Annotated in this window: 16 protein-coding genes, 2 pseudogenes and 1 CRISPR repeat array (1 of these 19 only partly in view); of the genes and pseudogenes, 12 read left to right on the top strand and 6 right to left on the bottom strand. The window is 27.8% G+C overall.

Annotated features, from left to right (window positions below):
- The 3 genes and pseudogenes from C1715_RS06215 to C1715_RS06205 form a co-directional block, all read left to right on the top strand.
- Window positions 1–1,077, top strand: a 1,077-nt coding sequence (locus C1715_RS06215) for an RNA-guided endonuclease InsQ/TnpB family protein (protein ID WP_102399711.1), incomplete at its 5' end; no start/stop codon positions are given.
- A gap of 154 nt (window positions 1,078–1,231) precedes the next feature.
- Window positions 1,232–2,635, top strand: a complete 1,404-nt coding sequence (locus C1715_RS06210) for an MATE family efflux transporter (RefSeq protein ID WP_180964012.1) — start codon at window positions 1,232–1,234, stop codon at window positions 2,633–2,635.
- Window positions 2,636–2,811: 176 nt separating this feature from the next.
- A pseudogene (locus C1715_RS06205) lies at window positions 2,812–2,997 on the top strand (PH domain-containing protein); the annotation flags it as partial.
- A 95-nt stretch (window positions 2,998–3,092) separates the two neighbouring features.
- Here the strand turns inward: C1715_RS06205 and C1715_RS06200 are convergent.
- Window positions 3,093–4,430: an MFS transporter gene (locus C1715_RS06200; protein WP_102399710.1), complete on the bottom strand. Its 1,338-nt coding sequence runs from the start codon at window positions 4,428–4,430 to the stop codon at window positions 3,093–3,095.
- A gap of 699 nt (window positions 4,431–5,129) precedes the next feature.
- A complete protein-coding gene (locus C1715_RS19330; protein WP_180964011.1) occupies window positions 5,130–5,306 on the bottom strand; it encodes a hypothetical protein in 177 nt (58 codons plus the stop codon).
- Between the two features lie 170 nt (window positions 5,307–5,476).
- Here C1715_RS19330 and C1715_RS06190 point away from each other — a divergent pair, with 170 nt between their 5' ends.
- Window positions 5,477–6,802, top strand: coding sequence for a helix-turn-helix domain-containing protein (locus C1715_RS06190; RefSeq protein WP_102399708.1), 1,326 nt, complete (start codon window positions 5,477–5,479; stop codon window positions 6,800–6,802).
- A 236-nt stretch (window positions 6,803–7,038) separates the two neighbouring features.
- Here the strand turns inward: C1715_RS06190 and C1715_RS19325 are convergent, their stop codons facing one another.
- The gene (locus tag C1715_RS19325; protein ID WP_180964010.1) at window positions 7,039–7,215 is read right to left on the bottom strand and encodes a hypothetical protein; all 177 of its coding nucleotides are present in this window, start codon (window positions 7,213–7,215) and stop codon (window positions 7,039–7,041) included.
- Window positions 7,216–7,386: 171 nt separating this feature from the next.
- On the opposite strand from C1715_RS19325, the gene C1715_RS06185 reads away from it, so the two are divergent.
- Window positions 7,387–8,712: a helix-turn-helix domain-containing protein gene (locus C1715_RS06185; RefSeq protein WP_102399707.1), complete on the top strand. Its 1,326-nt coding sequence runs from the start codon at window positions 7,387–7,389 to the stop codon at window positions 8,710–8,712.
- Between the two features lie 432 nt (window positions 8,713–9,144).
- Here C1715_RS06185 and C1715_RS19320 read toward each other — a convergent pair whose 3' ends face one another.
- A complete protein-coding gene (locus C1715_RS19320) occupies window positions 9,145–9,321 on the bottom strand; it encodes a hypothetical protein (RefSeq protein WP_180964009.1) in 177 nt (58 codons plus the stop codon).
- Window positions 9,322–9,494: 173 nt separating this feature from the next.
- Between C1715_RS19320 and C1715_RS06180 the strand changes: the two genes are divergently transcribed.
- The 4 genes and pseudogenes from C1715_RS06180 to C1715_RS06165 all read left to right on the top strand — a co-directional run bounded on the left by C1715_RS06180 (window position 9,495) and on the right by C1715_RS06165 (window position 15,118).
- Window positions 9,495–10,643, top strand: coding sequence for a helix-turn-helix domain-containing protein (locus C1715_RS06180; protein WP_102399706.1), 1,149 nt, complete (start codon window positions 9,495–9,497; stop codon window positions 10,641–10,643).
- A gap of 528 nt (window positions 10,644–11,171) precedes the next feature.
- Entirely contained in the window at window positions 11,172–11,735 is a 564-nt protein-coding gene (locus C1715_RS06175) for a sigma-70 family RNA polymerase sigma factor (RefSeq protein WP_102399705.1), read from the top strand.
- Window positions 11,735–13,168: a DUF4179 domain-containing protein gene (locus C1715_RS06170; RefSeq protein WP_102399704.1), complete on the top strand. Its 1,434-nt coding sequence runs from the start codon at window positions 11,735–11,737 to the stop codon at window positions 13,166–13,168. The genes C1715_RS06175 and C1715_RS06170 overlap by 1 nt, the downstream gene beginning before the upstream one ends.
- Window positions 13,169–13,579: 411 nt before the next feature.
- A pseudogene (locus C1715_RS06165) lies at window positions 13,580–15,118 on the top strand (thiol-activated cytolysin family protein).
- Window positions 15,119–15,345: 227 nt separating this feature from the next.
- Here C1715_RS06165 and C1715_RS06160 read toward each other — a convergent pair.
- A complete protein-coding gene (locus C1715_RS06160; RefSeq protein ID WP_102399703.1) occupies window positions 15,346–15,957 on the bottom strand; it encodes a class I SAM-dependent DNA methyltransferase in 612 nt (203 codons plus the stop codon).
- Window positions 15,958–16,137: 180 nt separating this feature from the next.
- Here C1715_RS06160 and C1715_RS06155 point away from each other — a divergent pair, with 180 nt between their 5' ends.
- Window positions 16,138–16,626, top strand: a complete 489-nt coding sequence (locus tag C1715_RS06155) for a hypothetical protein (protein ID WP_102399702.1) — start codon at window positions 16,138–16,140, stop codon at window positions 16,624–16,626.
- 217 nt (window positions 16,627–16,843) lie between these two features.
- On the opposite strand, the gene C1715_RS06150 is transcribed toward C1715_RS06155, so the two are convergent.
- A complete protein-coding gene (locus C1715_RS06150; RefSeq protein ID WP_242971926.1) occupies window positions 16,844–18,094 on the bottom strand; it encodes an AAA family ATPase in 1,251 nt (416 codons plus the stop codon).
- Window positions 18,095–19,041: 947 nt separating this feature from the next.
- Between C1715_RS06150 and C1715_RS06145 the strand changes: the two genes are divergently transcribed.
- Together C1715_RS06145 and dnaB are read left to right on the top strand one after the other, a co-directional pair.
- A complete protein-coding gene (locus C1715_RS06145; RefSeq protein ID WP_102399700.1) occupies window positions 19,042–20,265 on the top strand; it encodes a DnaD domain-containing protein in 1,224 nt (407 codons plus the stop codon).
- An 11-nt stretch (window positions 20,266–20,276) separates the two neighbouring features.
- The gene (gene dnaB, locus C1715_RS06140; RefSeq protein WP_102399699.1) at window positions 20,277–21,560 is read left to right on the top strand and encodes a replicative DNA helicase; all 1,284 of its coding nucleotides are present in this window, start codon (window positions 20,277–20,279) and stop codon (window positions 21,558–21,560) included.
- 330 nt (window positions 21,561–21,890) lie between these two features.
- A CRISPR array of direct repeats spans window positions 21,891–23,254; the repeat unit is 30 nt; unit sequence ATTTAAATACATCCCATGTTAATGTTCAAC (it continues 1,931 nt past the right edge of the window).

Genomic DNA, 23,254 nt, shown 5'->3' with positions numbered 1-23,254 from the left:
ATATACAATTTTTATATTGCTCATAATAAAGAAGTTTATGAAAAAGAGAAAAAATTTATTAGTGGTATGGATTTTTCTAAATGGCTTAATAACAAATATATTCCTAATCATCCTGACAAAGCTTGGATTAAAGAAGTGTCTTCCAAAGCTACTAAACAAGCCATTATGAATGGAGAAAAAGCATTTAAGAAATTTTTTAAAGGGGAAAGCGGCTTTCCTAAATTTAAGAAAAAGAAAAATCAAGATGTTAAAGCTTATTTTCCTAAGAATAACAAATCAGATTGGACTATTGAAAGACATAGAGTTAAAGTACCAACTTTAGGCTGGATTAGATTAAAAGAATTTGGATACATTCCAGTTAACTCCATAGTTAAAAGTGGTACAGTAAGCCAAAAAGCAGATAGATATTTTGTTTCAATTTTAGTTGAAGAAGCTATTAAAGTAGATAATAAACCTTATTCAGAAGGAATAGGCGTAGACCTTGGACTAAAAGATTTTGCAATTTGTAATAATGGCTTAACTAAAAAGAATGTTAACAAAACTAAAACAGTTAAAAAAGCAGAGAAGAAACTAAAACGTGAGCAAAGAAAACTTTCAAGGAAATATGAAAGTTTAAAATTAAGAAATAAAAAAGAGAAAGGAGAAGCTACTCGTCAAAATATCCAAAAACAAATAGTAAAGGTACAAAAACTTCATCAAAGACTTACAAATATAAGAACTGATTATATAAATAAAACAGTGAATGAGTTAATAAAACAAAAACCAAGTTTTATAACTATCGAAGATTTAAATGTAAGTGGAATGATGAAGAATGGACATTTAGCTAAAGAGATTGCTGGGCAAAAGTTTTATGAATTTAGAACTAAACTTATTTCAAAAGCTAAACAAAATGGCATTGAGATAAGAATAGTTGATAGATTTTATGCAAGTAGTAAAATGTGTAGCTGTTGTGGAGCATATAAGAAAGATTTAAAACTATCTGATAGAGTTTACAAATGCAGTTGTGGGCTTTCTATTGATAGAGATTTAAATGCTTCAATAAATTTAGCCAATGCTAAAGAATATAAGATAGCTTAATTAAACAAGCACTTATATGTGTACCCAAGGCTATTTGGGGAATTAACGACTGTGGAGTGCTATACAAACTGTAGTAGCTTAGGCAAGGCAGAGTACGTTGAAGCAGTAAGAATCTCAATATGGATACATTTGACCATATTTTGAGTAGCAGTGGATGATAGTGAATAAAAACACTAATAATAGAATTGGCACAGATTTGGGTAAAGCTCCCGTTGGAAAACTTCTTTTTAAGTTAGCTCTTCCAGCTATTATTGCTCAAATTGTAAATGTGCTTTATAACATAGTAGATAGAATATTTATTGGAAGAATTCCTAATGGTCATATTGCCATGGCAGGTGTAGGTATCGCCTTTCCAATAATTATTATAATATCTTCATTTAGCGCATTGATAGGAATGGGCGGCGCACCAATCGCAGCTATTAAGATGGGTGAAAAGAACGATGATAGCGCTGAAAAAATATTAAGTAATAGCTTCTCTTCTCTTATAATAATAGGAATTATTTTAACAATAATATTCAGTATATTTAAAGAACCATTACTTTGGCTTTTTGGTGCTAGTAAAGTAACTATAGATTTCGCTAAGGATTATTTAGGAATATATCTTATTGGAACCATAGCTGTGCAAATAGCACTTGGCATGAATCCATTCATTAATACTCAAGGTTTTACCAAAATTGGAATGGTAACTGTACTAATAGGAGCACTTATTAATATAATCCTTGATCCTATATTAATATTTGGTTTTAATATGGGCGTTAAAGGTGCGGCTTTAGCTACAATACTTTCTCAAACAGTATCAGCAATATGGGTTTTACGCTTTTTATTTAGTAAAAAAACCATACTTAAAATAAGAAGAAAATATTTAATACCAGATTTTAAAGTAATATTGTCAATAATTTCTCTTGGAGTATCTCCATTTATAATGCAATCTACTGAAAGCTTAGTTTTAATATCACTAAATAACCAGCTTTTACTTTATGGTAAAGATTTGGCAGTAAGCGCTATGACTATAATGAGCAGCCTTATGCAAATAACTTTCTTACCACTGACGGGATTAACCCAAGCAGCTCAACCAATTATCAGCTATAATTACGGAGCAAAAAATATAGAAAGAGTGAAAAAAACTTTTAAATTGCTTATTACAAGTTGCTTAAGCTATACAACAATTGCGTGGTTTATCATCATGTTGTGCCCAAAATATCTTGTAAGAATTTTTAGTAGTAACCCTGAATTAGTAGCATTTACATCTTGGAGTATGAGAATATTCTTTGGTGGAATTATTATATTTGGAGCACAAATTGCATGTCAACAGACATTTCTTGCTCTAGGTCAAGCCAAAATATCTGTTGTGTTAGCCTTACTTAGAAAAATAATACTACTTATACCTTTTATCTTTATATTTCCTGCATTTTTTGACGATAAACTTAAGGCAGTATTGTTGGCAGAACCCGTAGCGGATATATTAGCTTCTCTTTCCACTATAATTTGTTTTACATTTTTCTATAAAAAACATTTAAAAAATAGCGGAGTTAATGAGGTAGTTAATAAAATTTCATAATACGTATTTACTACGTATTATCTCTATCTACTTACTGACTTTAATTGCTCACTTTAAAAAAGTTTTCGATTAAATTATTATATAAATCTAATACAAACTAAAAAAACTTAATAAAAATCCAAGTCAATAAAATCATGGTATACTATTAAAGTAATACTACATTTTTTATTATCAAGGAGAAACACTCAATTCCATATAAAGCAATAACTCACTTCAGCATAGAAACTGCAGGTCACTTGGATTTAGACGCTGAACTAAAAATATGGATTTCAGGAACTCAAATGCCAATAGAAAAACAATTTAATAAAAGTTTAAATATATATGAACTTCAAAGTGTACTAGCTGCATATGTATTAAAATAGCAAGATATTTCAATATAAAAAGGTGTCGCACTAAAAATAAATACTATAATATATTTATTCCACCACAAAAGGTACAATGTGGTGGAATTATGAAATTAATCCTCCTGAGAAACAGCATTGGCCACTTCTGGTGAAGATACTATTAATTCTTCATTATCTACATGATATTCATGGCCAATCTCTTCTTTATCAGAACTCAATAAAGTTTTTCTAGAAATTAAAGTAGTAGCAAATAATATTATGGCAGTTATAGCTACACAAATCCAAGGCTGAATTTTATCAAATAAAATTCCATATACCATTTGCCCTAGTGGTACAGCTGCCATACATCCTGCACCCAATACAGCACTTACTCTCCCCATCATTGATAAGGGCACTACTTCTTGAAACATAATATTCAATGCCATATTTCCAATAGTTGTTATTAATGTAATTACAAAAGTAATTGATATTAAACTTATATATGGTATAAAATTAGTGCTAAATAAATTTAAATAAAATGCAGATGGTACTATTGCCATAATACCCACTAAAGCCGATTGAATTAAAATATCTAAGAATAAAATTTTACCATATTTCATCTTTTTACAAATAATACTACAAAAAAATGGAGCAATTATCATAGGAATTACTAATATAGCTTCTAAAATACCATATTGATAATCAGTTACTTTTAATACTTGCTTCGATATATAAGTTAATCCTACAGAAAATACAGGTGAATAGGCAAAATTAAGTATTACTCCTATAGTTATTACACTAATCATTATCTTCTTTTTCTTTATAAACTTAATTCCCTCTGAGAAATCAACATAAAAAGATTTTAAATTAATTTTTTCAGGCTTTTTGTTTGTTTTAGGTATATTTATGAACATCTCGCTTATAGATGATAAAGCAAAACTTATAGAGTTTATTACTAATATAATAAACAATCCATAAACTCCAAATAAGAATCCTGCTATGGCAGGTGCTACTAGATTACCTAAATTCATAATAAAAGAATTAATTCCATTGGCATCTACTAATTCTTCTTTTTTTACAATAGTTGGTATGACTGTACTTATGGCTGGGTTAAATAGTAATGATATTATTGACATGGCAATAACTAAAAAATATATATGTGTTAAAGTTAATCCCCCATTAACTTTATAAATAACAGCATATATACCAATCATAATTCCATTTAGCATATCCAAATATACTATTATTTTTTTCCTTTCAAACCAATCTGCAAAAACTCCAGCTATAGGTCCCAAAATTACCTGTGGTACTAGGGTCAAAGCTAAAACTGATGCAAATTTAGTAGCAGATCCTGTTATCTTTAAAACATATAAAGAAAGTGCGAAATTCTGCATTTGGCTGCCTATAAGAGATACTAATTTTCCCTGCATTAGAAGTAAGAAATTTTTTTGTTTTAAAATGCTTACGTTCATATTGTTTTATCCCCCTCTTTATTAGTGCGTTTTAGTTGACTATTATAGTGTACCTTTTTCAAGTATAGACTTGATTCATCCGGTTCAAGTATATTTTTTTATGTAAATATTTAATATATCATACACCTTCTCACCCTATTGCTTAGTAAATTTCTTATGCCTACATAATATTGTTTACTTTACATTTTTTCATCTCACTTATCATAAATCTACTATTACTTTCTAATTGATTTTTAATTATGCTATGTTTTCTATAACAATATATTCTTATAGTTACTTCTAGGTAAATATTATTATAAAAGTAAATATATTGATTTTGCATATATTGTATCATTTTACCTTTAGCAAGTAAACATTTCAATCCTTTATTAGAACATATTCCCAATAATATATATCTACAGAAAACCTAAACTTTTCTAAAAATAAATGGGAAACAATTGTATATAAATAAATTAATATAAAATAGGCTTATTATCTGTAACATCCAAGTCCATAAAATAGCATTACTCTAAAATTATCAAAAAAAAAATTAATGTGTAGAATATTAAAATCCTTACACATTAATCTTTATTAATTATTAGATAAATTATTTAAATCACCATACCATAAACATTACTATCATAAGCTGATTAATAAATTTAATAATATATGCATCTTATCATTCAACTTATAAATGTAAAAATATTAAATTTACTTTTTCTATTTTCCTTTTGAGTCTGGATCAATACAACTATTCATACCTTTTATCTCACTGTTAATGGATGTTAAGTTTTTAGATTCAGTACATATAGTCTTTGCTTTAACTATCCTTGTCCCATTATTTAAAATAGCTATTGTACATAGTGCTAATACCATGGTTTTCATTACTTTTTTCATAATAATCCCCCTTATATTTTAATAGTAAAATATAACTATTAAAGTAAATAGTTTGTATTTCACATATATTGTATCATTCATTTTAAAGCAAGTAAATAGTTTTCGTTTACTTTTATATTTTTTTTTATTATACTATAATTAGATTAATTATATAGTTAAGGGGGAATCTCATGAATACCGAAGTAGTTACAGTAGGTGAAAAACTTAAAGATATAAGAAAAAAATACAACATAAAACAATATGAACTAAGCGGCAATAAACTTACAAGAAATATGATAAGTATGATTGAAACTAACAAAGCTGGACTTACAAAATATACAGCTGAAATCTTAATAGAAAATATACATAAGATATGTGACGAACGCTGTATGGAATGTAATATTAGCTTAGAATACTTATTAGAATCATCTAAGTATCAAGCAAAAAAAATATGTACTGAACTTATTAAATTGTTAAATTCCACACCACAAAAAGTATTTGAAATTGAATTTCAAAATGACCTGGATGAAATTGAAAAATTACTGGATAAATATAAATTAAAAAAAGAAAAGACAATAATATATACAAAACTTGGTGAAATATTTAAAAATTCTCGTGACTTCTATAAAGCATATACTTACTCTTTAAGAGCTTTTGAAAGCTCAAATGATCTTTTTAATCATTTTAATTTAATAGGTTTAATTATTGATATCACCTATTGCTGCAACAATTTAAAAAAGTATAAAGAAACTCTAGATTTCAGTAGATTAGCTTATATTTACATGGACAACATTCCAGAAGATCAAGAATATAAACTTAAGTATAACAATATTATAGCTTATAAAAATCTAAAAGATTACAATTCAGCTTTAAAAGAAATTGAAGAAATTGAGCATAGGTTTAAAGATAAATTAAATTCATGCCTCTTTGAAAAAAAAGAGTTACTTATTTTAAAAGCTAATTGCTTTAAAGAAAAAAAATTCTATATTGATGCCCTAAAAATACACAAAGAAATATTAACTTTAAGCGAAAATGATATAGAAATGTATCTTGTTACATTGTGTAATATATTGGAAATTTATATTGAAATGAATGATAGTAAGAATCTTAAAGAATACATTGACAAGTGTATTTCTCATCTAAAACAATATGAAAAACTTCAAAATAAGAAATACTCTTCAGAAATATATAATGATATTGGTTTAGGCTTTTATACTATAAATAAATTTGAAATAAGTAAACCATACTTTAATAAAGCTATAAAGGAAGCAAAAAAATATAAGAAAGTAGACATCATACTATCCTCTATGGAAAAACTTTTAAATATAGCTGCAAATGATAAAGCTACAGATGAAGTGGATAATTTAAAAAATCAGCTAATTGAAATAATGTCTCTTAACTTACTACCTATAAACAACACTTTAATATTTGAATTTATCAAATACTATAATGATTTAGGTGATAGAGAAACTATTAATGACATAGTGAATTTTACAAAATGCCTGTTTTCTAAATAGCAATTTATTATATTGCTATTTATTTAAAGCATATACTATAAATAATTAAAAATTTCAACAATAAAGTGGTATTTTTTTAAATACCACTTTCTCTATTTTTATTTCTTTAGGGTACATGTATATTTTTATATAAATGTTTTAAACATCATACACTTTCTACTAACTTTAACAACAACCATTCTTATAGTTATATTCTATGGTTTAATTGACATAAGTAAAAATATTATTTTTACTTTTTAACTATCTTCTGAATCCGGATCAATATTGCTATTCATCCCTTTTACCTGGCTTGTAATGGATATTGAACTTTTTGACTGTTTATCTGTAGTTTTAACATTAACAATCTTTGCTCCATTATTAAGTAATAATAGCATTCCTAGTGTACATACCATAGTTTTCATTGTTTTTTTCATAATAATCCTCCTTGTATTTTAATATTAAAATATAGCCATTAAAGTAAACAGTTTGTATTTTACATATATTGTATCATTCACTTAAAAATAAGTAAAGATTTTTTATTTACTTAAAGATAATTCTTTAGTATACTTTAAATTAGATAAAATATTTAGTAAGGAGACGAACTTATGAATACTAAAGTCATTACAGCAGGAGAAAAACTTAAATATATAAGAAAAAAATATAATATAAAACAATATGAACTAAGTGGAGACAAACTTACAAGAAATATGATAAGTATGATTGAAACCGACAGAGCTGGACTCACAAAAGATACTGCTGAAATTTTAATAGGAAATCTGCACAAAATCTGTAAAAATCGCTCTATAGAATGTGATGTTACTTTGCAATATTTATTAGAGTCACCTTCTTGTCAGGCAAAAAAAGTATGTGACTATTTTATTAAATTATTAAATTCTACCCCCCAAAAGGTATTTGAAAGTGGATTTCGAAAGGATTTAGATGAAATCGAAAGTTTACTAGATAAGTATAAACTAAAAAAAGAAAAAACAGAAATTTATACAAAACTAGGTGAAATATTCAAAACTTCTCGTGATTTCTATAAAGCATATACTTACTCTTTAAGAGCTTTTGAAAGTTCTAATGATCTTTTTAATCATTTTAAGTTAATATACTTAATTATTGATATCACATACTGCTGCAACAATTTAAAAAAATATAAAGAAGCTCTAGATTTCAGTAGACTAGCCTATATTTACATGGATAAAATTCCAGAAGAGCAAGAATATAAGCTTGAATATAACAATATTATATCTTATAAAAATCTAAAAGATTACAATTCTGCCTTAAAAGAAATAGAAAAAGTAGAAGATAAATTTAAAAATAAATTAACCTCAGAACCTACAAGAAAAATAAAAGTACTTATTTTAAAAGCCAATTGCTTTAAAGAAAAAAAGTTCTATATTGATGCTCTAAAAATGCACAAAGAAATATTAATTTTAAGCGAAAATGATATAGAAATGTATCTTGTTACATTGTGTAATATATTAGAGATTTATATTGAAATAAATGACAGCAAGAATTTAAAACAATATGTTGATAAATGCATCTTGAATTTAAAAGAATATGAAAAACTTCAAAACAAAAGATACTCTTCTGAAATATATAATGATATTGGGCTAGGGTGCTATACTATAAATAAATTTCAAATGAGTAAACCATACTTCAATGAATCTATAAAAGTTGCAAAGAAACATAAGAAACCAGACATCATACTATCCTCCATGGAAAAACTTTTAAATATAGCTGCAAATGATAAAGCCACAGATGAAGTGGATAATTTAAAAAATCAGCTAGTTGAAATAATGTCTCTTAACTTACTGCCTATAAACAACACTTTAATATTTGAATTTATTAAATACTATAATGATTTAGGTGATAGGGAAACTATCAATGACATAGTGAATTTTACAAAATCTCTGTTTTCTAAATAGCAATTTCACATTGCATTTAGTAAAAATATTTAATGAAGATATTTAGTATAGATAATATAAAAACTTGAAATATGAAAACTACAATTAGATAAGTAGTTAAAAAATTGTCCTCTTCTTTTATTTTTAATTTATAGGGACAGTTAACAACCTTTTAATATTAAATATAATAAAAAGTTGTTAACTGTCCCTTTTTTCTTGTAAAATTATTTTCTACAGCAAATAAACATTCTTCTATGCTATGATAGAAAATTTGAAGTATTATACCAAATAAAAAAAAGCTTAACTTCTTAAATTTAAAAAGTTAAGCTTTTTGGGGTAAAAATGTTTAGGTATCATATTAGCATAACTGCTACAATAAATACTTAGTAAATTTACCAAGCATTTGATATTGTCACATAATTCATTAAAGTAAATGTAACTTCCTTGCTTTTATTAGCTTCCTATTGAGTCTGGATCAATACTATTATTAATGGCTTTTATCTGACTGTTAATAGATATTAAATTTTTAGATTTAGTATCTAAAGTCTTTGCATTAACAATCCTTGTCCCATTATTAAGAATAGCTATTGTACATAGTGTCAATACCATAGTTTTTATTATTCTTTTCATAATAATACCTCCTTATATATTTTATAATTAAATGCAAATATAAAAGTAAATTATTCTTTGTTTTACATATATTGTAACATTAAATTTTAAAAAAGTAAAGAATAATCCTTTACTTTTTTAAAATTCTTTAGTATACTTTAATTAGGTAAAATATATAGTAAGGAGAAGATCTTATGAATACTAAAGTCATTACAGCAGGAGAAAAACTTAAAGACATAAGAAAAAAATATGACATAAAGCAATATGAACTAAGTGGGGACAGGCTTACAAGAAATATGATAAGTATGCTTGAAACCAACAAAACTGGCCTTACAAAAGCTACTGCTGAAATTTTAATAGATAATCTACATAAGATATGTGAAAGACGCTCTATAAAATGCGACGTTACTTTGAAATACTTACTAGAGTCACCTAAGTGCCAGGCAAAAAAAATATGTAGTAGTTTCATTAAATTATTAAATTCCACTCCTCAGAAAGTATTTGAAAGTGAATTTCAAAAGAATCTGGATGAAATTGAAAATTTATTAGATAAATATAATTTAAAAAGAGAAAAAACAGCAATATATACAAAGCTAGGTAAAATATTTAAAACTTCTCGTGATTTCAATAAAGCATATAGTTATTCTTTAATAGCTTTTGAAAATTCTAATTACCTTTTTGATAATCTTCAATTAATAGTTTTAATTATCGACATCACCTATTGCTACAACAATTTAAGAAAATATAAAGAAACTTTACATTTCACTAAATTAGCCTATACTTACATGAATAATATTCCAGAAGAGCACGAATATAAGCTTAAATATAACAGTATCATAGCCTATAAAAATCTAAAAGACTACAATTCAGCTTTAAAAGAAATTGAAGAAATTGAACATAAGTTTCAAAATAAATTGACTTTCTACCTATTTGAAAAAATAAGTATACTTATGTTAAAAGCTAATTGCCTTAAAGAAAAAAAATTTTATTCTGCTGCTCTACAAGTACACAAAAAAATATTAACTTTAAGCGAAAATAATATAGAAATGTATCTGGTTACATTGTGCAATATATTAGAAATTTATATTGAAATAAATGATATCAACAATATAAAAGAATATATGCAAAAGTGTATTTTTCATTTAAACCAATATGAAAAACTTCCAAATAAGAAATATTCCTCTGAAATATATAATGATATTGGATTAGGTTTTTATGCTATAAATAAACTTGAAATAAGTAAAACATACTTAAAAGAAGCAATAAAAGAAGCAAAAAAATATAAGAAAATGAACATTATACTATCCTCTATGAAAAATACCTTTAAATATAGCTGCAGATAACACTGTAAATTTTACAAAATCCCAATTTTCTAAATAGCAATGCCACATATTGCTATTGATTAATTAAAGATATTTACTAAAATAATATAAAAACTTTAAATACCTAACTACTATTAAATTGTCCTCTCCTTTTATTTTAAGTTTATAGGGATAAGTTTATAGGGACGGTTAATAACCTTTTGATATTAAATCTAATAATGGTCATTAACCGTCCCCAATTTATTCTAATACTATCCTATACCTAATAAAATTTTTTAACTTCCTTTATTCCTTATCTTTAAAGCCTAGTAAAAAATTGTTAATCACCTCCTTTTTCTCTATTAAACCTACTGAAAAGTTATTAACTATTCTTCTACTCTTAATAAAAAGTTATTAAGAGTCTTAAGTTCTCTCAATTCCCTAGCGAAAGCTCCCAATATATAATATCATTTAGGAATAAACTATAATTAAAAAAACTTCATATCAATTGATAGATTTCCCCTTCTCCTCACGTATATATAAATGAGAAGCTTCTCAAGGAGGTACAAAATGAAGATAGACGACTCTAATTTTATTGAACAAATTAAAAAGAAAAACTCCAAGGCATTAGAATTTATAGTAAATACCTACGGCAATTTAGTATACAAAGTTGCCTATAGTGTTCTCTATAGAGGCAATGATATCGGATGCATTGATGAATGTGTCAATGATGTTTTTTTATGTCTTTGGAATAATATAGATAGCTTTGACCACAGTAAGGGTAGCTTTAAAAACTGGCTAATGGCAGTTACCAAGTACAAAGCTATTGATTATAAGAGAAAAATCTGTGGGCAAGTAAATTCAGAATGTATAGATGACTATTCATTGACAGACCATGAGAATACTGAAAAACTAATAATAGAAAAAGAAAATAGAGAAGAATTGCTTGCACTTATAAATTCCATGGACCCTGTAGACAGGGAGATATTTATAAGAAGATATTTCTTAGATGAAGAAATATCAAATATAGCAGCTAAACTCTCCATTAGACGTTCTGCAGTAGATAATAGACTTTCAAGAGGACGTAAATCCTTGAAGAAAAAGTTTAGTGTTTTAAAGGGGGAAGTAATATAATGAAAGCTAATATAGAAGAAAAAGATATATTGAATTTATTAAATGGCATAGAAATGGACGAAAACCAATTTAATTCTATAGATGCTGATATGAGCGAATTTTCTAAGAAGAAAATTATAAATAATCTAAAACATCAAATAAATAACAATAAAAATAAACACTTTAAAAAACTCAAATATGGCGCTGCAGCTGCGGCAGTAGGTTTTCTCTGCCTAATAGGAGTAGGCATTAAGAATCCAACTTTTGCAGACAATGTTCCTGTTTTAAATTCTATCATAGAGAGCATAAACAGCAAACTAGGTTACCAAGGAGACTACAGCAAATATTCTCAAAAGGTAGACAAAACCGTAACTTCCAATGGTCTTACCATCACTATACATGAGGCAATATATGATGACTCTGGTCTTATGATAAGCTATACCTTAAAAGGCGCTGATGTTAAAAAGCGTATGGAAAGCGGAACCTATGACTGGCCCTTCCTTGGAAATTATATTAATATGAACGGAAAAAAGTCCACTCTAGCTGGAGGTGCTAACAGCCAATTCTTAGACGAAAACACATTGACAACTATAGCTACCTTAGATACAAAAAATGAAAAATTGCCTAACAAACTAAATATAGATATAAATATGAAATCAATTTTAGGAATAAATGGACATTGGGATTTTAAATTTTCTGTTTCAAAAGATAGAATAGCTAAGCATACAAAAACCTTTAAGCCCAATAAAAATATAAAATACGAAAATAGTTCTATAACCATAGATAAAGTAGTTCTAACCCCTGTAAATACATCACTTTTTATCAGTGGTCATAAGAATAAATTCTTTAATAGTAATGATATTAATGACAGTTTCTTTGATCACGATACTTGGTTCATTCTAGACGATAAGGGAAATGAAGTAAAATTTAAAGGCAATCACTACAGTAGTAATAATATTTTTAAAGGATTTAAATACACCTTAGATTTAGATGCACTACAAAAAACTCCTAAGCATTTAACTATAATTCCTTGTGATTTCACTACAGAAAAATTTGTAGGGTCTGAAAATGGAAAACAAAAAGTAATCACCAATAGTTTTAAACAGAGCACCAAGCCGCTAAAAAGTACCTTACCTTTAGTTCTCTCTCAAGGTGAATTTGGCAAACTTACTATAACTGAAGTAAAAACTTCAAGCACCAAAACTACAATTAAGTACAGAGTGGATGGAAATTTCCCTGATTTTCAAAGTGAAAAACTTTATATAAAGGACTCTAAAAATAAATCACTTGAACCACTAAGTCCATACAATATTATAAAAGATAAAAACAATCCAAACATGTTTACAATGGAGTTTTCCCCTCTTAAAGCCAATGAGGAATACACTATAGGCACTAGCACTTTGGAAAACTACAAATTAAGAGAGGATTTGAAATTCAATATAGAACTTAAATAATTTACAGACTTTTTTTCGCAGGCTCATATAACATTTTTATAGGGTACTTCAAAAAGTTCCCTTAACTTGTATTTTAGTAATTCTTAAATAAATTATAAAAATATTAAATAAATTACAAACTCACAAGTTTAATTAATAAAATCACCAAAGTTATGTTTCAATGCATTTTTAATACCAGCATTTGAAGTAATTTTGGTGATTGTTTTGGTTTTAAATTACATTTCTTCATAATGTTGCATTGATTATCATTATATTATATAGTATAATTTTGGTAAACCATATGTTCCCAAATAAACTTAATGTTTTAAAATGCAGTCTTATATTTATAAAATAATTTAGGCATCATGGAAACTAAAGGAGGGATGCATAATGAAAATTGCTAAAAAAGGTTTAAAGTCATTAGTACGAGTAATGATAGTTGGAGTTATTGCAGTAGGATTAGCATGTAATAATAATCTAAATACCCCTAAGAATAATGCTGCCAGCAATAATAAAGTTTTGCTTTCAAATGTTCCAAAAGAGTCTACTAGTTCAGTAAAAAATAATAGTGATGACATAGACAAAAATATCTATGCACTATCCTATGACCCAGAAAAAATATTATCATTTAACGGAGAAAAAATTGAAAATTTCGTACCAGCTGAAGGTTTTGAAGATTCAAACAAGTTTGTGGTAGTAAAACGTGAAAAGAAGAGTATTTAAGATTCCACTGCAGATATAGCAATTATGGATTCTATAAATGACAGAACATATCCTGGTGCTCTACAACTTGCAAACAAAAATCTTTTAGAAAACAAACCGGATATAATTTCATGTGAAAGAAAGCCCATAACTATAAGTATTGATTTACCCGGAATGGGTGAAGACGGTAGAAAAGTCGTTGAATCCCCTACATACTCTTCAGTTAATGCTTCAATAAATTCTTTATTAGATACATGGAACTCAAAATATTCAAATAAATATACTATACCTACAAGGCTAAGTTATTCTGATGCAATGGTATATAGTAAATCACAGTTATCTGCTATGTTCGGTTGCAATTTTAAAGCTTTAAGTAAATCACTAAATATAGATTTTGATTCTATATATAAAGGTGAAAAAAAAGCTATGGTTCTTGCATATAAACAAATTTTTTATACAGTAAGTGTAGACAAGCCTTGTAACCCATCAGATTTATTTGGTGATAATGTAACTTATAATACATTAGCTTTAAAAGGAGTAAATAATAATAATCCTCCTGCATATGTATCAAATGTTGCATATGGCAGAACTATTTATGTAAAACTTGAAACAACATCTAAGAGTGCAAAGGTTAAAGAAGCATTTAAAGCATTAATAGCTGACCAAGATATAAGTAGCAATGCAGAATATAAAGATATATTAAATCAAAGTTCATTTACAGCTACAGTTCTAGGTGGAGGCGCAAAACAACATAATAGAGTTGTTACTAAAGACTTTGATAAAATAAGGAATATTATTAAAAATAATGCAGTATATAGTCCACAAAATCCAGGTTATCCAATTTCATATACTAGCACATTTTTGAAAGATAATAAAATAGCATCTATAAACAACAAAACCGAATATATAGAGACAACTTCAACAGAATATACTAGCGGTAAATTAGCACTTGATCACAGCGGCGCATATGTTGCTCAATTTGAAATAACTTGGGATGAAATTAGTTATGATAAAAATGGTAAAGAAATAATTGAGCATAAGGCTTGGTCAGGAAATAATAAAGATAGAACAGCACACTTCAATACAGAAATATGCTTAAAAGGAAATACAAGAAATATTTGCGTTAAAGCAAAAGAGTGTACAGGCCTTGCATGGGAATGGTGGCGAACTATTGTGGATGCTAAAAATATACCTCTAACAAAAGAGACAACTGTCTCAATCTGGGGTACAACATTATATCCAAGAAAATCAATTGAAGCTAAAAGATAAAACAGGTCTATCTCCTGATTTTAAAAATTTTAGCTTATTGCCAGAATACGAAAATATTCCTTAGCAGTTTAGATGGGTAACATAAAAATCTATCTTTGTTATATAAAAATATAAATTTTCTATACATGTATGAAAGAAAAGTAGGACTTAAATCCTACTTTTTCTTATATATAATAACTATCAAGTAAACCTAATATTAATATTTAAAAATAAATTGATATCTATCTTTATTTTCTCCCCTTAATCAAAAATAATGAATAATCAATTCTCTCTCCCTCTATAATTTTTTCACCGTGAAAAAATGTATGGGACTCTACATCACTAAACCCAGCTCTAAGTAAAATGTTTTTTAATTTTTCTTGATTAAATCCGTTATGTCCATCAAAATCAGAATATTTTTTATGAAAGCCACCATCTTCCTCATCCAAATCCACTATACACAAGTAACCACCTTCATTAATTAATTCATAAAACTTATCTATTATTTCCTCCGTATTATAAATATGATGAAGCACCAAAGAATTATAAACAACATCGAACTTCATATCCAATGAATTTTTAAAGGATATATCTACATTCTTTGCAATCATATTATTTACTTTATATTTATCAATCTTAGAATTCAATATATCTATCATTCCCTTTGATGAATCAACAAGAGTAATTTTTTTAAATTTATCATAAAGATTAAAACTCACAAGACCAGTTCCACACCCAAACTCCATAGCAGAATAGTCCTTGTGAATATCAATAGACTTACTTATCTCCTCAGCTACTACCCTTGCTCTACTAATTCTTTTTTCTGTATCCCAATTTTTAGCACATTCATCAAAACCCATTTTAACTTCCCCCTATTTGTTTATCAATTTTTCATTATTAATAGAAATTTTTAATCCATATGTATATTTTAATGTTTGTATGTTGGTAGTGTCAAACTATCTTAAACACATAAAATCTTTAAAATCTACTATAATAAATGTTATAATATTGATAAATTAATAAATTTTGGAGGAATAAGAATGGGTGATTTTTTAGAGAGTACTTTAATTGGGCTAATCTTTGGAACACTTCTATTAATATTAAGCTTAATTTTAAATCTCAAAGCAGCCTTTATGATATTAGGACTTATTTTAATCTTCTTAGGCATACTATTTAGCAAAAATATCAGTTTACACGAAAAATATATGAAATTATTTTCTAGAAACACTTATTTAGAGTATACAGGTATGGATGATACAGCTAAAAAATCAATAAGAAGAAAAGAGATTTCTTATTATTACCTTAAAAGCTTATTTTTCTTAATATATCCCTTTTTTTCATATTCTGATACATCAAACTCAGAAATCTATGAAATTTATATCATGCTTATAATTTTCTCAGCTCTACTCCTTAATTCTATAATTGGAATATGGCTATTTAAAAAGTTTAAAAATTCTAAACAATATACATTCTCCTGCATCATATTTTGGATTTTGTTTTTATATGATATGTACAGATTACTTTTATAATTTCATAATTCAGGTAATATAATACTTTTTGTGGGATAATCATAATTTATATTTTGTAATAATGGGGACAGTTAAATTGAAATGGTGGCAGGATTGCAGAGAATAAACTAAGGTATGATTTGAAATTCAGTATAGAGGTAAACAAAATCACCAAAGTTACGTTTCAATGGTTTTTAATATCCACAGTTGAAGTAACTTTGGTGAATGTTTTTAGAAATTAGCTTATAATTTGTTCCATAGGTTTTATGCCATTTGATATTTGTGTCATTATTTCTTGCCTATAAACAGTTCTGATCTCCTTATTAGGAATAGACAATCTAGCTACTGTAAACCCAAATTCATTTTGACGAACTTCATTTACCTTTAAATAACCTGCAAGAAGTAAAAAACTAAGCAAATAATTATCCTCTTTATAAATATCTTTATAAATTATATTTGTATCTATTACTTCTTCAATCACAGAACCTTCCATTAACCTTATAAGATTTTCCTGTATCCTTGTATTCGAATTTTTAATTACATCATGTATTACATCATTGCTACTAGTATGAAGCCAATAAGCTTGAGGATTACTACTTTTATTGTCAATATAATTTATTATGGACCAAGGATTATATATCTGTGTTTTCCCAAAGACATAGCCATTATACCATTGTTTTACTACTTCAAATTCTTTTTCTCTTTGGTAATCTCTTAGCATTTCTACTATTTCATCTTCTGTAAATCCAAAGTATTCACTGTATTGGTTATCCAATACAGTACGTACCTTAAGATTATTCATTCCACTAAATATACTCTCTTTACCAATCCTAAGTATCCCTGTCATAATTGAAAAACTAATGTGATTATTATCCTTTACAGCTCCACTTAGCCAATTACGTATAAATTCTATTATTTTATCATAAAAACCATTTACATAACCACTTTGAATTGGTACATCATATTCATCTAAAAGCAAAATCGGCGCAACACCATAGTGCTTATCTAAATACTCTGTTAAATATTTTAAAGAATTTTCATACTCACTTTCTTTAGCTATTCCTCTTCTTATTTTACTAAACATTTCCTTTTCAATTTCTGTTAGGCGCTCACTTTCTGCTAAAAAACCGAATCTATCATATTCCTCTTCTATGCATGCTTTAATTTTGCTATAAGTCATCTCCCATGTGCTATTTTTTATATCTTTTAAAGTAACAAATATAACTGGATATTTCCCTTGGTTTTTTATATACATTTCCCCTTGACTAAATATCTTTAAATCCTTAAACAAATAAGAATTATCCTTTTCCGTGTTTTCAAAGTAATATTTTAACATACTCATATTTATAGTTTTTCCAAAACGTCTTGGTCGTGTTAGTAATATTACCTTTGAACCATCATCTAATATTTCCTTAATAAGCAATGTTTTGTCTACATAATAATAATTCTTTTCAATTATTTCTTTAAAATTACTTATTCCAATAGGCATCTTCTTCACGTATAATCACTTCCCATTTTTGATTATATATTTAGTTCCTATACCTCTTCCATAAACTATATAGTATTATAAATTCTATGCTTCCTTAAAAATCCTATATATTAATTATATTACCACACATGCCACTAATTAAACATAGTAAATTAATAGTAGTAGAGTTACTCTGCTATAGATAAAAAAAGCAAGTTATCTAAGCTAAGAGAGTTTTTCCTTTCTGATGGTTCATGCAGAAAACTTATTCTTTAAATTTAGTTTAGTTTATGGGGACAGTTAACAACTTTTAGCTCCAAAAGTTGTTAACTGTCCCCTCATTCTACCCCCTTATAAGCCCCTTCCATGCTATTAAAATAAAAAAATAATATAAATAAACAATAATAATAAAGAGAATAAAATTAATAAAAATAATCAGCAAAATAATAGAAAAGATTAACATTAATTAAAATAATCATCAGCATAATAAAAAACTAAGATTAACTTTCAACAAACAAAAGTTAACATTAAAACTGTAATAAAAATACCTCCATGAGTTTTTAATAAAATATAGGCTAAAGATTTTGAAAAATTTTATTTAAAGTATAACAAACATTTCCTAGCAAGTGAGTTCTGATAAAACTTACTTGATTCTATTTTTATATTAAAAGTTTTAACTTCTGTTAATAGTAAAAGGTTCTAATAAAACTTATTTACTTTTATTTTTCTTAAAAGTGTAATAAACACTCCTTACTGCATACTTAGTGATTAAAGAATGAAATTTATTTTGAAGGTTTATTACGCCATCAAAATTTTAATTGTTTCTTATTTTATTAAAAAATAAAATGATTATCCCACAAAAGCATTACATTACTCAAATTATGAAATTTCTCTGGAATGACTTTCATAATTCCATGGCATTGTACCTTTTTGTAGGTTAATCATAAAATTTATTTGGAGGGATAGACATGGCAGTATTTAGAATGTTTTATATTAACTTTTGGAGAGATGCTTTTATAGTGGAACTTACCCCTGAGGAAAAATATTTTTATATATACACAATGACCAACCCTAATACCAATCAATGCGGAATTTATCAAATCTCCAAGAAAACCATGAGTTTTGAGACTGGCTTTGACGAAGCAGAAGTGGACAATCTTTTAAATAAACTCACCCAGTGTGGTTATATAGAATACTGCGAAAGTTCCAGAGAAATTATGATAACAAACTGGATAAAAGAAAACTTTATAAACAGCCCAAACAATATAAAAAGCTTAAATGGTGAGCTTAAAAAAGTTATAAATAAAGATTTTTTACAAAAATTCTACAATATTTGTGTGGATGAAGGATATCCTCTAGACAAGCTATTTCAAGGCACAAAACTAAATTTTTTAAGTTCTAAAGAACATTCTGCAAACAATTCAGTAAATAACGCTTCAGGCAATCTTCCAAAGACCATAAATACTATAAAAAGCAATACTTCAACCAATGTACCAACGGCTATAAATACTATAAAAAATAGCACTTCAACCAATGTGCCAAATACTATAGACACTACAAACAATACTTCAAACACTGTTACTGTTTCAAATACTCTCACTTTAAAATCTTCAGACAGTGCCAATGTTAAACTTAATAAAACTTTGCAAGCAAACTCTTGCCAGGATTCCACTAAAACTACTAATCCTGCTGTTTCCTTAGAAAAAACTACTACTGATAGAATCCAAGAACCTAATAATAGTTTAATGCAAGAAAGCCAAGCTGCTACTGAAGGCGAAAATCCTCTTATGACTTTAGAATCTAGCAAGGCCTTAGAGGAAATAGAACCTGAATTTAAAAACCTTATAAATGTATTTAGCAGTAACATCCATCCCATAACCCCATTGGAATATGCAAAACTTTCTGATTGGGCAAAGGACATAGAGCCAGAGGCCATAGAAATAGCTATCCTAGAGTCAGTAAATCACAATGCTAGAAGTATGAGCTATATTAATTGCATTCTAAACAATTGGATTTCTCTCGGCATTAAATCCAAGGCACAAGTAGAAAATTACCAAAAAGAGTGGAATGAAAAACAAAGTAAAAGTAAAGGTTTCAAAGATCCCTACTGCATTCCAAACGCAGCCGCCTATGACTATGTAGACTTCAGCGAATCTGAAAATAACAAACAAAGTGAAAATAATTACCAATAGGAGGCTAAAAAATGAATAAGTTCTATAACATTCAAATGGAAAGCGAACTTCTTGGAGCAATAATGCTAAAAAATGATTATATATTAGAGATTATGGTAACTTTGGAACCTGAAGACTTTTATGATGCCAGACACAAATTGATTTTCTCCGCTGCAGTTAAGATTTTTGAGGAAAACAAAGCTATAGAAATAACTTCCCTTTGCGAAAAACTAGGTTCATCCCTGGTAGATGCTGGTGGAATTTCCTACATAAGTAGCATAATATCCAGTGCCCTACCAACATTTAATATAAATCATTACGCCGCTACCTTAAAGGAAAAATCCACAAACAGAAAGCTAAAACTCCTTATGACAAAAGGCGTGAAGCTTATTGAAAAAGAAGATTCCTGCTCAGATAAAGTCATGGATTATATGGAAGAAAACTTTTTTAAATTAAAAAATGTAAAAAAGCAAGACCAAGGTGACCTTATACCTGCCCTAGAATCCGTAATTAACACCATGGAGCTTAGGTATAAAAAAGGCGGCGGCATAAGAGGTATATCTACTGGTTATAAAAACCTTGATTACATGATAGGCGGTCTTTCCTACAAAGATTTTATTTTACTAGCTGCAAGGCCTTCCATGGGAAAAACCTCCTTTGCCCTAAATATAGCTTTAAATGTAGCTTTAAGAAAGAAGGAAAAAGTTGCTTTTTTCAACCTAGAAATGTCCAAGGAGCACGTGCTTGAAAGAGCCCTTTCCATATGCTCCGGCATTTCCTGTGACCACATAAAGCATTCCACACTTACGGACAAACAATGGTTAGACATTATAAATACCACCGACTCCCTAAGCTCCTGTCCCCTACACATATATGACAGCATTTTTATGTTAAAGGATATAAAGCATGAATGTAAAAAATTAAAATTACAAAAGGGGCTTGACCTAGTAATCATAGACTATCTACAACTTATAGACTCCGGTGAAAAAAGTGAAAACCGCAGCATTGATGTGGGCAAAATCTCTAGGAGCCTAAAGCTGCTTGCCAAGGAACTAGATGTAACCGTAATAGCCCTCTCTCAGCTATCAAGAGCCCCAGAAGCCAGACTAAACCACAGGCCCCTTCTTTCGGACCTCAGGGAATCCGGCAACCTAGAGCAAGACGCAGACGTAGTGATGTTTCTCTACAGAGACTCCTACTACAACAAAGACAGCCAAGAAAAAAATATAATAGAAAACATAATTTCAAAAAATAGAAATGGAAAAGTGGGGACAGTTAAGCTGAAATGGCAGGAAGATTTGCAGAGAATTAGTTAAAAGAATGAATAGCGAATAATAAATGAAGAGGATAAATAGAAAGGATGAATATCAAAAACTGTACCAATAATATTTTTGGTGTTCATCCCTAATTTCTATAAAGACATACGATAAGGGAACCCTTTAGCTACTTGAATGATTTTCATACGCTAGATCAGATAATACTTGTAATACTAGGACCAGTTTCAATTAATCTTACATAATTCTTATAAAACAAGGTTCTTTTATAGATCTTTGTATTTTTTATGGATAATTAGATATGTTAAAGTAATCCAAATACAAACTGTTATATATACAAAAATTTTTATAAGTGGTGTAGCTTAACTATTAATTTAAATACAGCTTATGTTAATGTTCAACAGAAATTTAATAAATTCTATACAATTCATAGATAAATTTAAATACATCCCATGTTAATGTTCAACCCAAACTGCACTAGATTAACGGAACATAAATATAAATTTAAATACATCCCATGTTAATGTTCAACAATGAATGGTGATGTAATAAAAGACATCGACACCAGATTTAAATACATCCCATGTTAATGTTCAACGCGACAGCAGGCGGAGTTGCATTATATAAGCACAATTTAAATACATCCCATGTTAATGTTCAACTGCCAGCCCCATTAGTTTCTAATGCTATTTTATTTCCATTTAAATACATCCCATGTTAATGTTCAACGAATATGCTCGTCTATTTTTCCTCTAAGGTCTTTAATTTAAATACATCCCATGTTAATGTTCAACGAGTGATTCATCTATAAGAACCCTTACTGCTCCAAGATTTAAATACATCCCATGTTAATGTTCAACCTAAAGTCATTTTAGAGTTATCTATTTCTTTGTTAATTTAAATACATCCCATGTTAATGTTCAACAAGGGTTTCCTGGCAGAATTCGAGGAAGAACTTACATTTAAATACATCCCATGTTAATGTTCAACATAAAAGAAAGAGATTATTTAAAAACGATACTTGCATTTAAATACATCCCATGTTAATGTTCAACAAGGCAGATAATAAGTCTACGATACATTAACGGATATTTAAATACATCCCATGTTAATGTTCAACTGACAGATGGAACGCTCTTTCAAGTGCGCAAAAGCTATTTAAATACATCCCATGTTAATGTTCAACAATTAACAATACGTAAACTGCCAATTAGATTAGCTATTTAAATACATCCCATGTTAATGTTCAACATTTATCATAACGGCTAATACTACTAAGCAGGCCAGATTTAAATACATCCCATGTTAATGTTCAACTTAGCACAGTTAGAAAATTTTACTTTAATGTTAGAATTTAAATACATCCCATGTTAATGTTCAACTGCAAAAAAGAAAATAAAAGAAAGCGTACCATTTAATTTAAATACATCCCATGTTAATGTTCAACAGCTAATGGATTAAAACTAGTTGGTAAAGGTGCTTATTTAAATACATCCCATGTTAATGTTCAACGTTATGCCAGGTCAAATTGTAAAGATAAATAAAACTAATTTAAATACATCCCATGTTAATGTTCAACGATACGCAATTGGCTGAAAATGTGCAACAAATATCATTTAAATACATCCCATGTTAATGTTCAACGAAGGGTTTTTCATTTAATACTAGACACAGTTTTAAATTTAAATACATCCCATGTTAATGTTCAACGGAGTTGAAGAAGTAACTTTTAAATT

Origin of the sequence: Haloimpatiens massiliensis (assembly GCF_900184255.1) — a bacterium.
GTDB classification, from domain to species: Bacteria; Bacillota; Clostridia; order Clostridiales; family Clostridiaceae; genus Haloimpatiens; species Haloimpatiens massiliensis.
Note: the sequence above shows the minus strand (reverse complement) of the source record. Positions and strands in the feature narration are given on the sequence as shown.

What these genes read in the sequence shown, in the direction of transcription:
- C1715_RS06150 (WP_242971926.1), bottom strand. Translation starts at nt 18,094, where the DNA reads ATGCCTATTGGAATAAGTAATTTTAAAGAAATAATTGAAAAGAATTAT.
- dnaB (WP_102399699.1), top strand. Translation starts at nt 20,277, where the DNA reads ATGAATAAGTTCTATAACATTCAAATGGAAAGCGAACTTCTTGGAGCA.
- C1715_RS06175 (WP_102399705.1), top strand. Translation starts at nt 11,172, where the DNA reads ATGAAGATAGACGACTCTAATTTTATTGAACAAATTAAAAAGAAAAAC.
- C1715_RS06200 (WP_102399710.1), bottom strand. Translation starts at nt 4,430, where the DNA reads ATGAACGTAAGCATTTTAAAACAAAAAAATTTCTTACTTCTAATGCAG.
- C1715_RS06180 (WP_102399706.1), top strand. Translation starts at nt 9,495, where the DNA reads ATGAATACTAAAGTCATTACAGCAGGAGAAAAACTTAAAGACATAAGA.
- C1715_RS19325 (WP_180964010.1), bottom strand. Translation starts at nt 7,215, where the DNA reads ATGAAAAAAACAATGAAAACTATGGTATGTACACTAGGAATGCTATTA.
- C1715_RS06170 (WP_102399704.1), top strand. Translation starts at nt 11,735, where the DNA reads ATGAAAGCTAATATAGAAGAAAAAGATATATTGAATTTATTAAATGGC.
- C1715_RS06210 (WP_180964012.1), top strand. Translation starts at nt 1,232, where the DNA reads ATGATAGTGAATAAAAACACTAATAATAGAATTGGCACAGATTTGGGT.
- C1715_RS06160 (WP_102399703.1), bottom strand. Translation starts at nt 15,957, where the DNA reads ATGGGTTTTGATGAATGTGCTAAAAATTGGGATACAGAAAAAAGAATT.
- C1715_RS06190 (WP_102399708.1), top strand. Translation starts at nt 5,477, where the DNA reads ATGAATACCGAAGTAGTTACAGTAGGTGAAAAACTTAAAGATATAAGA.
- C1715_RS06155 (WP_102399702.1), top strand. Translation starts at nt 16,138, where the DNA reads ATGGGTGATTTTTTAGAGAGTACTTTAATTGGGCTAATCTTTGGAACA.
- C1715_RS19330 (WP_180964011.1), bottom strand. Translation starts at nt 5,306, where the DNA reads ATGAAAAAAGTAATGAAAACCATGGTATTAGCACTATGTACAATAGCT.
- C1715_RS19320 (WP_180964009.1), bottom strand. Translation starts at nt 9,321, where the DNA reads ATGAAAAGAATAATAAAAACTATGGTATTGACACTATGTACAATAGCT.
- C1715_RS06145 (WP_102399700.1), top strand. Translation starts at nt 19,042, where the DNA reads ATGGCAGTATTTAGAATGTTTTATATTAACTTTTGGAGAGATGCTTTT.
- C1715_RS06185 (WP_102399707.1), top strand. Translation starts at nt 7,387, where the DNA reads ATGAATACTAAAGTCATTACAGCAGGAGAAAAACTTAAATATATAAGA.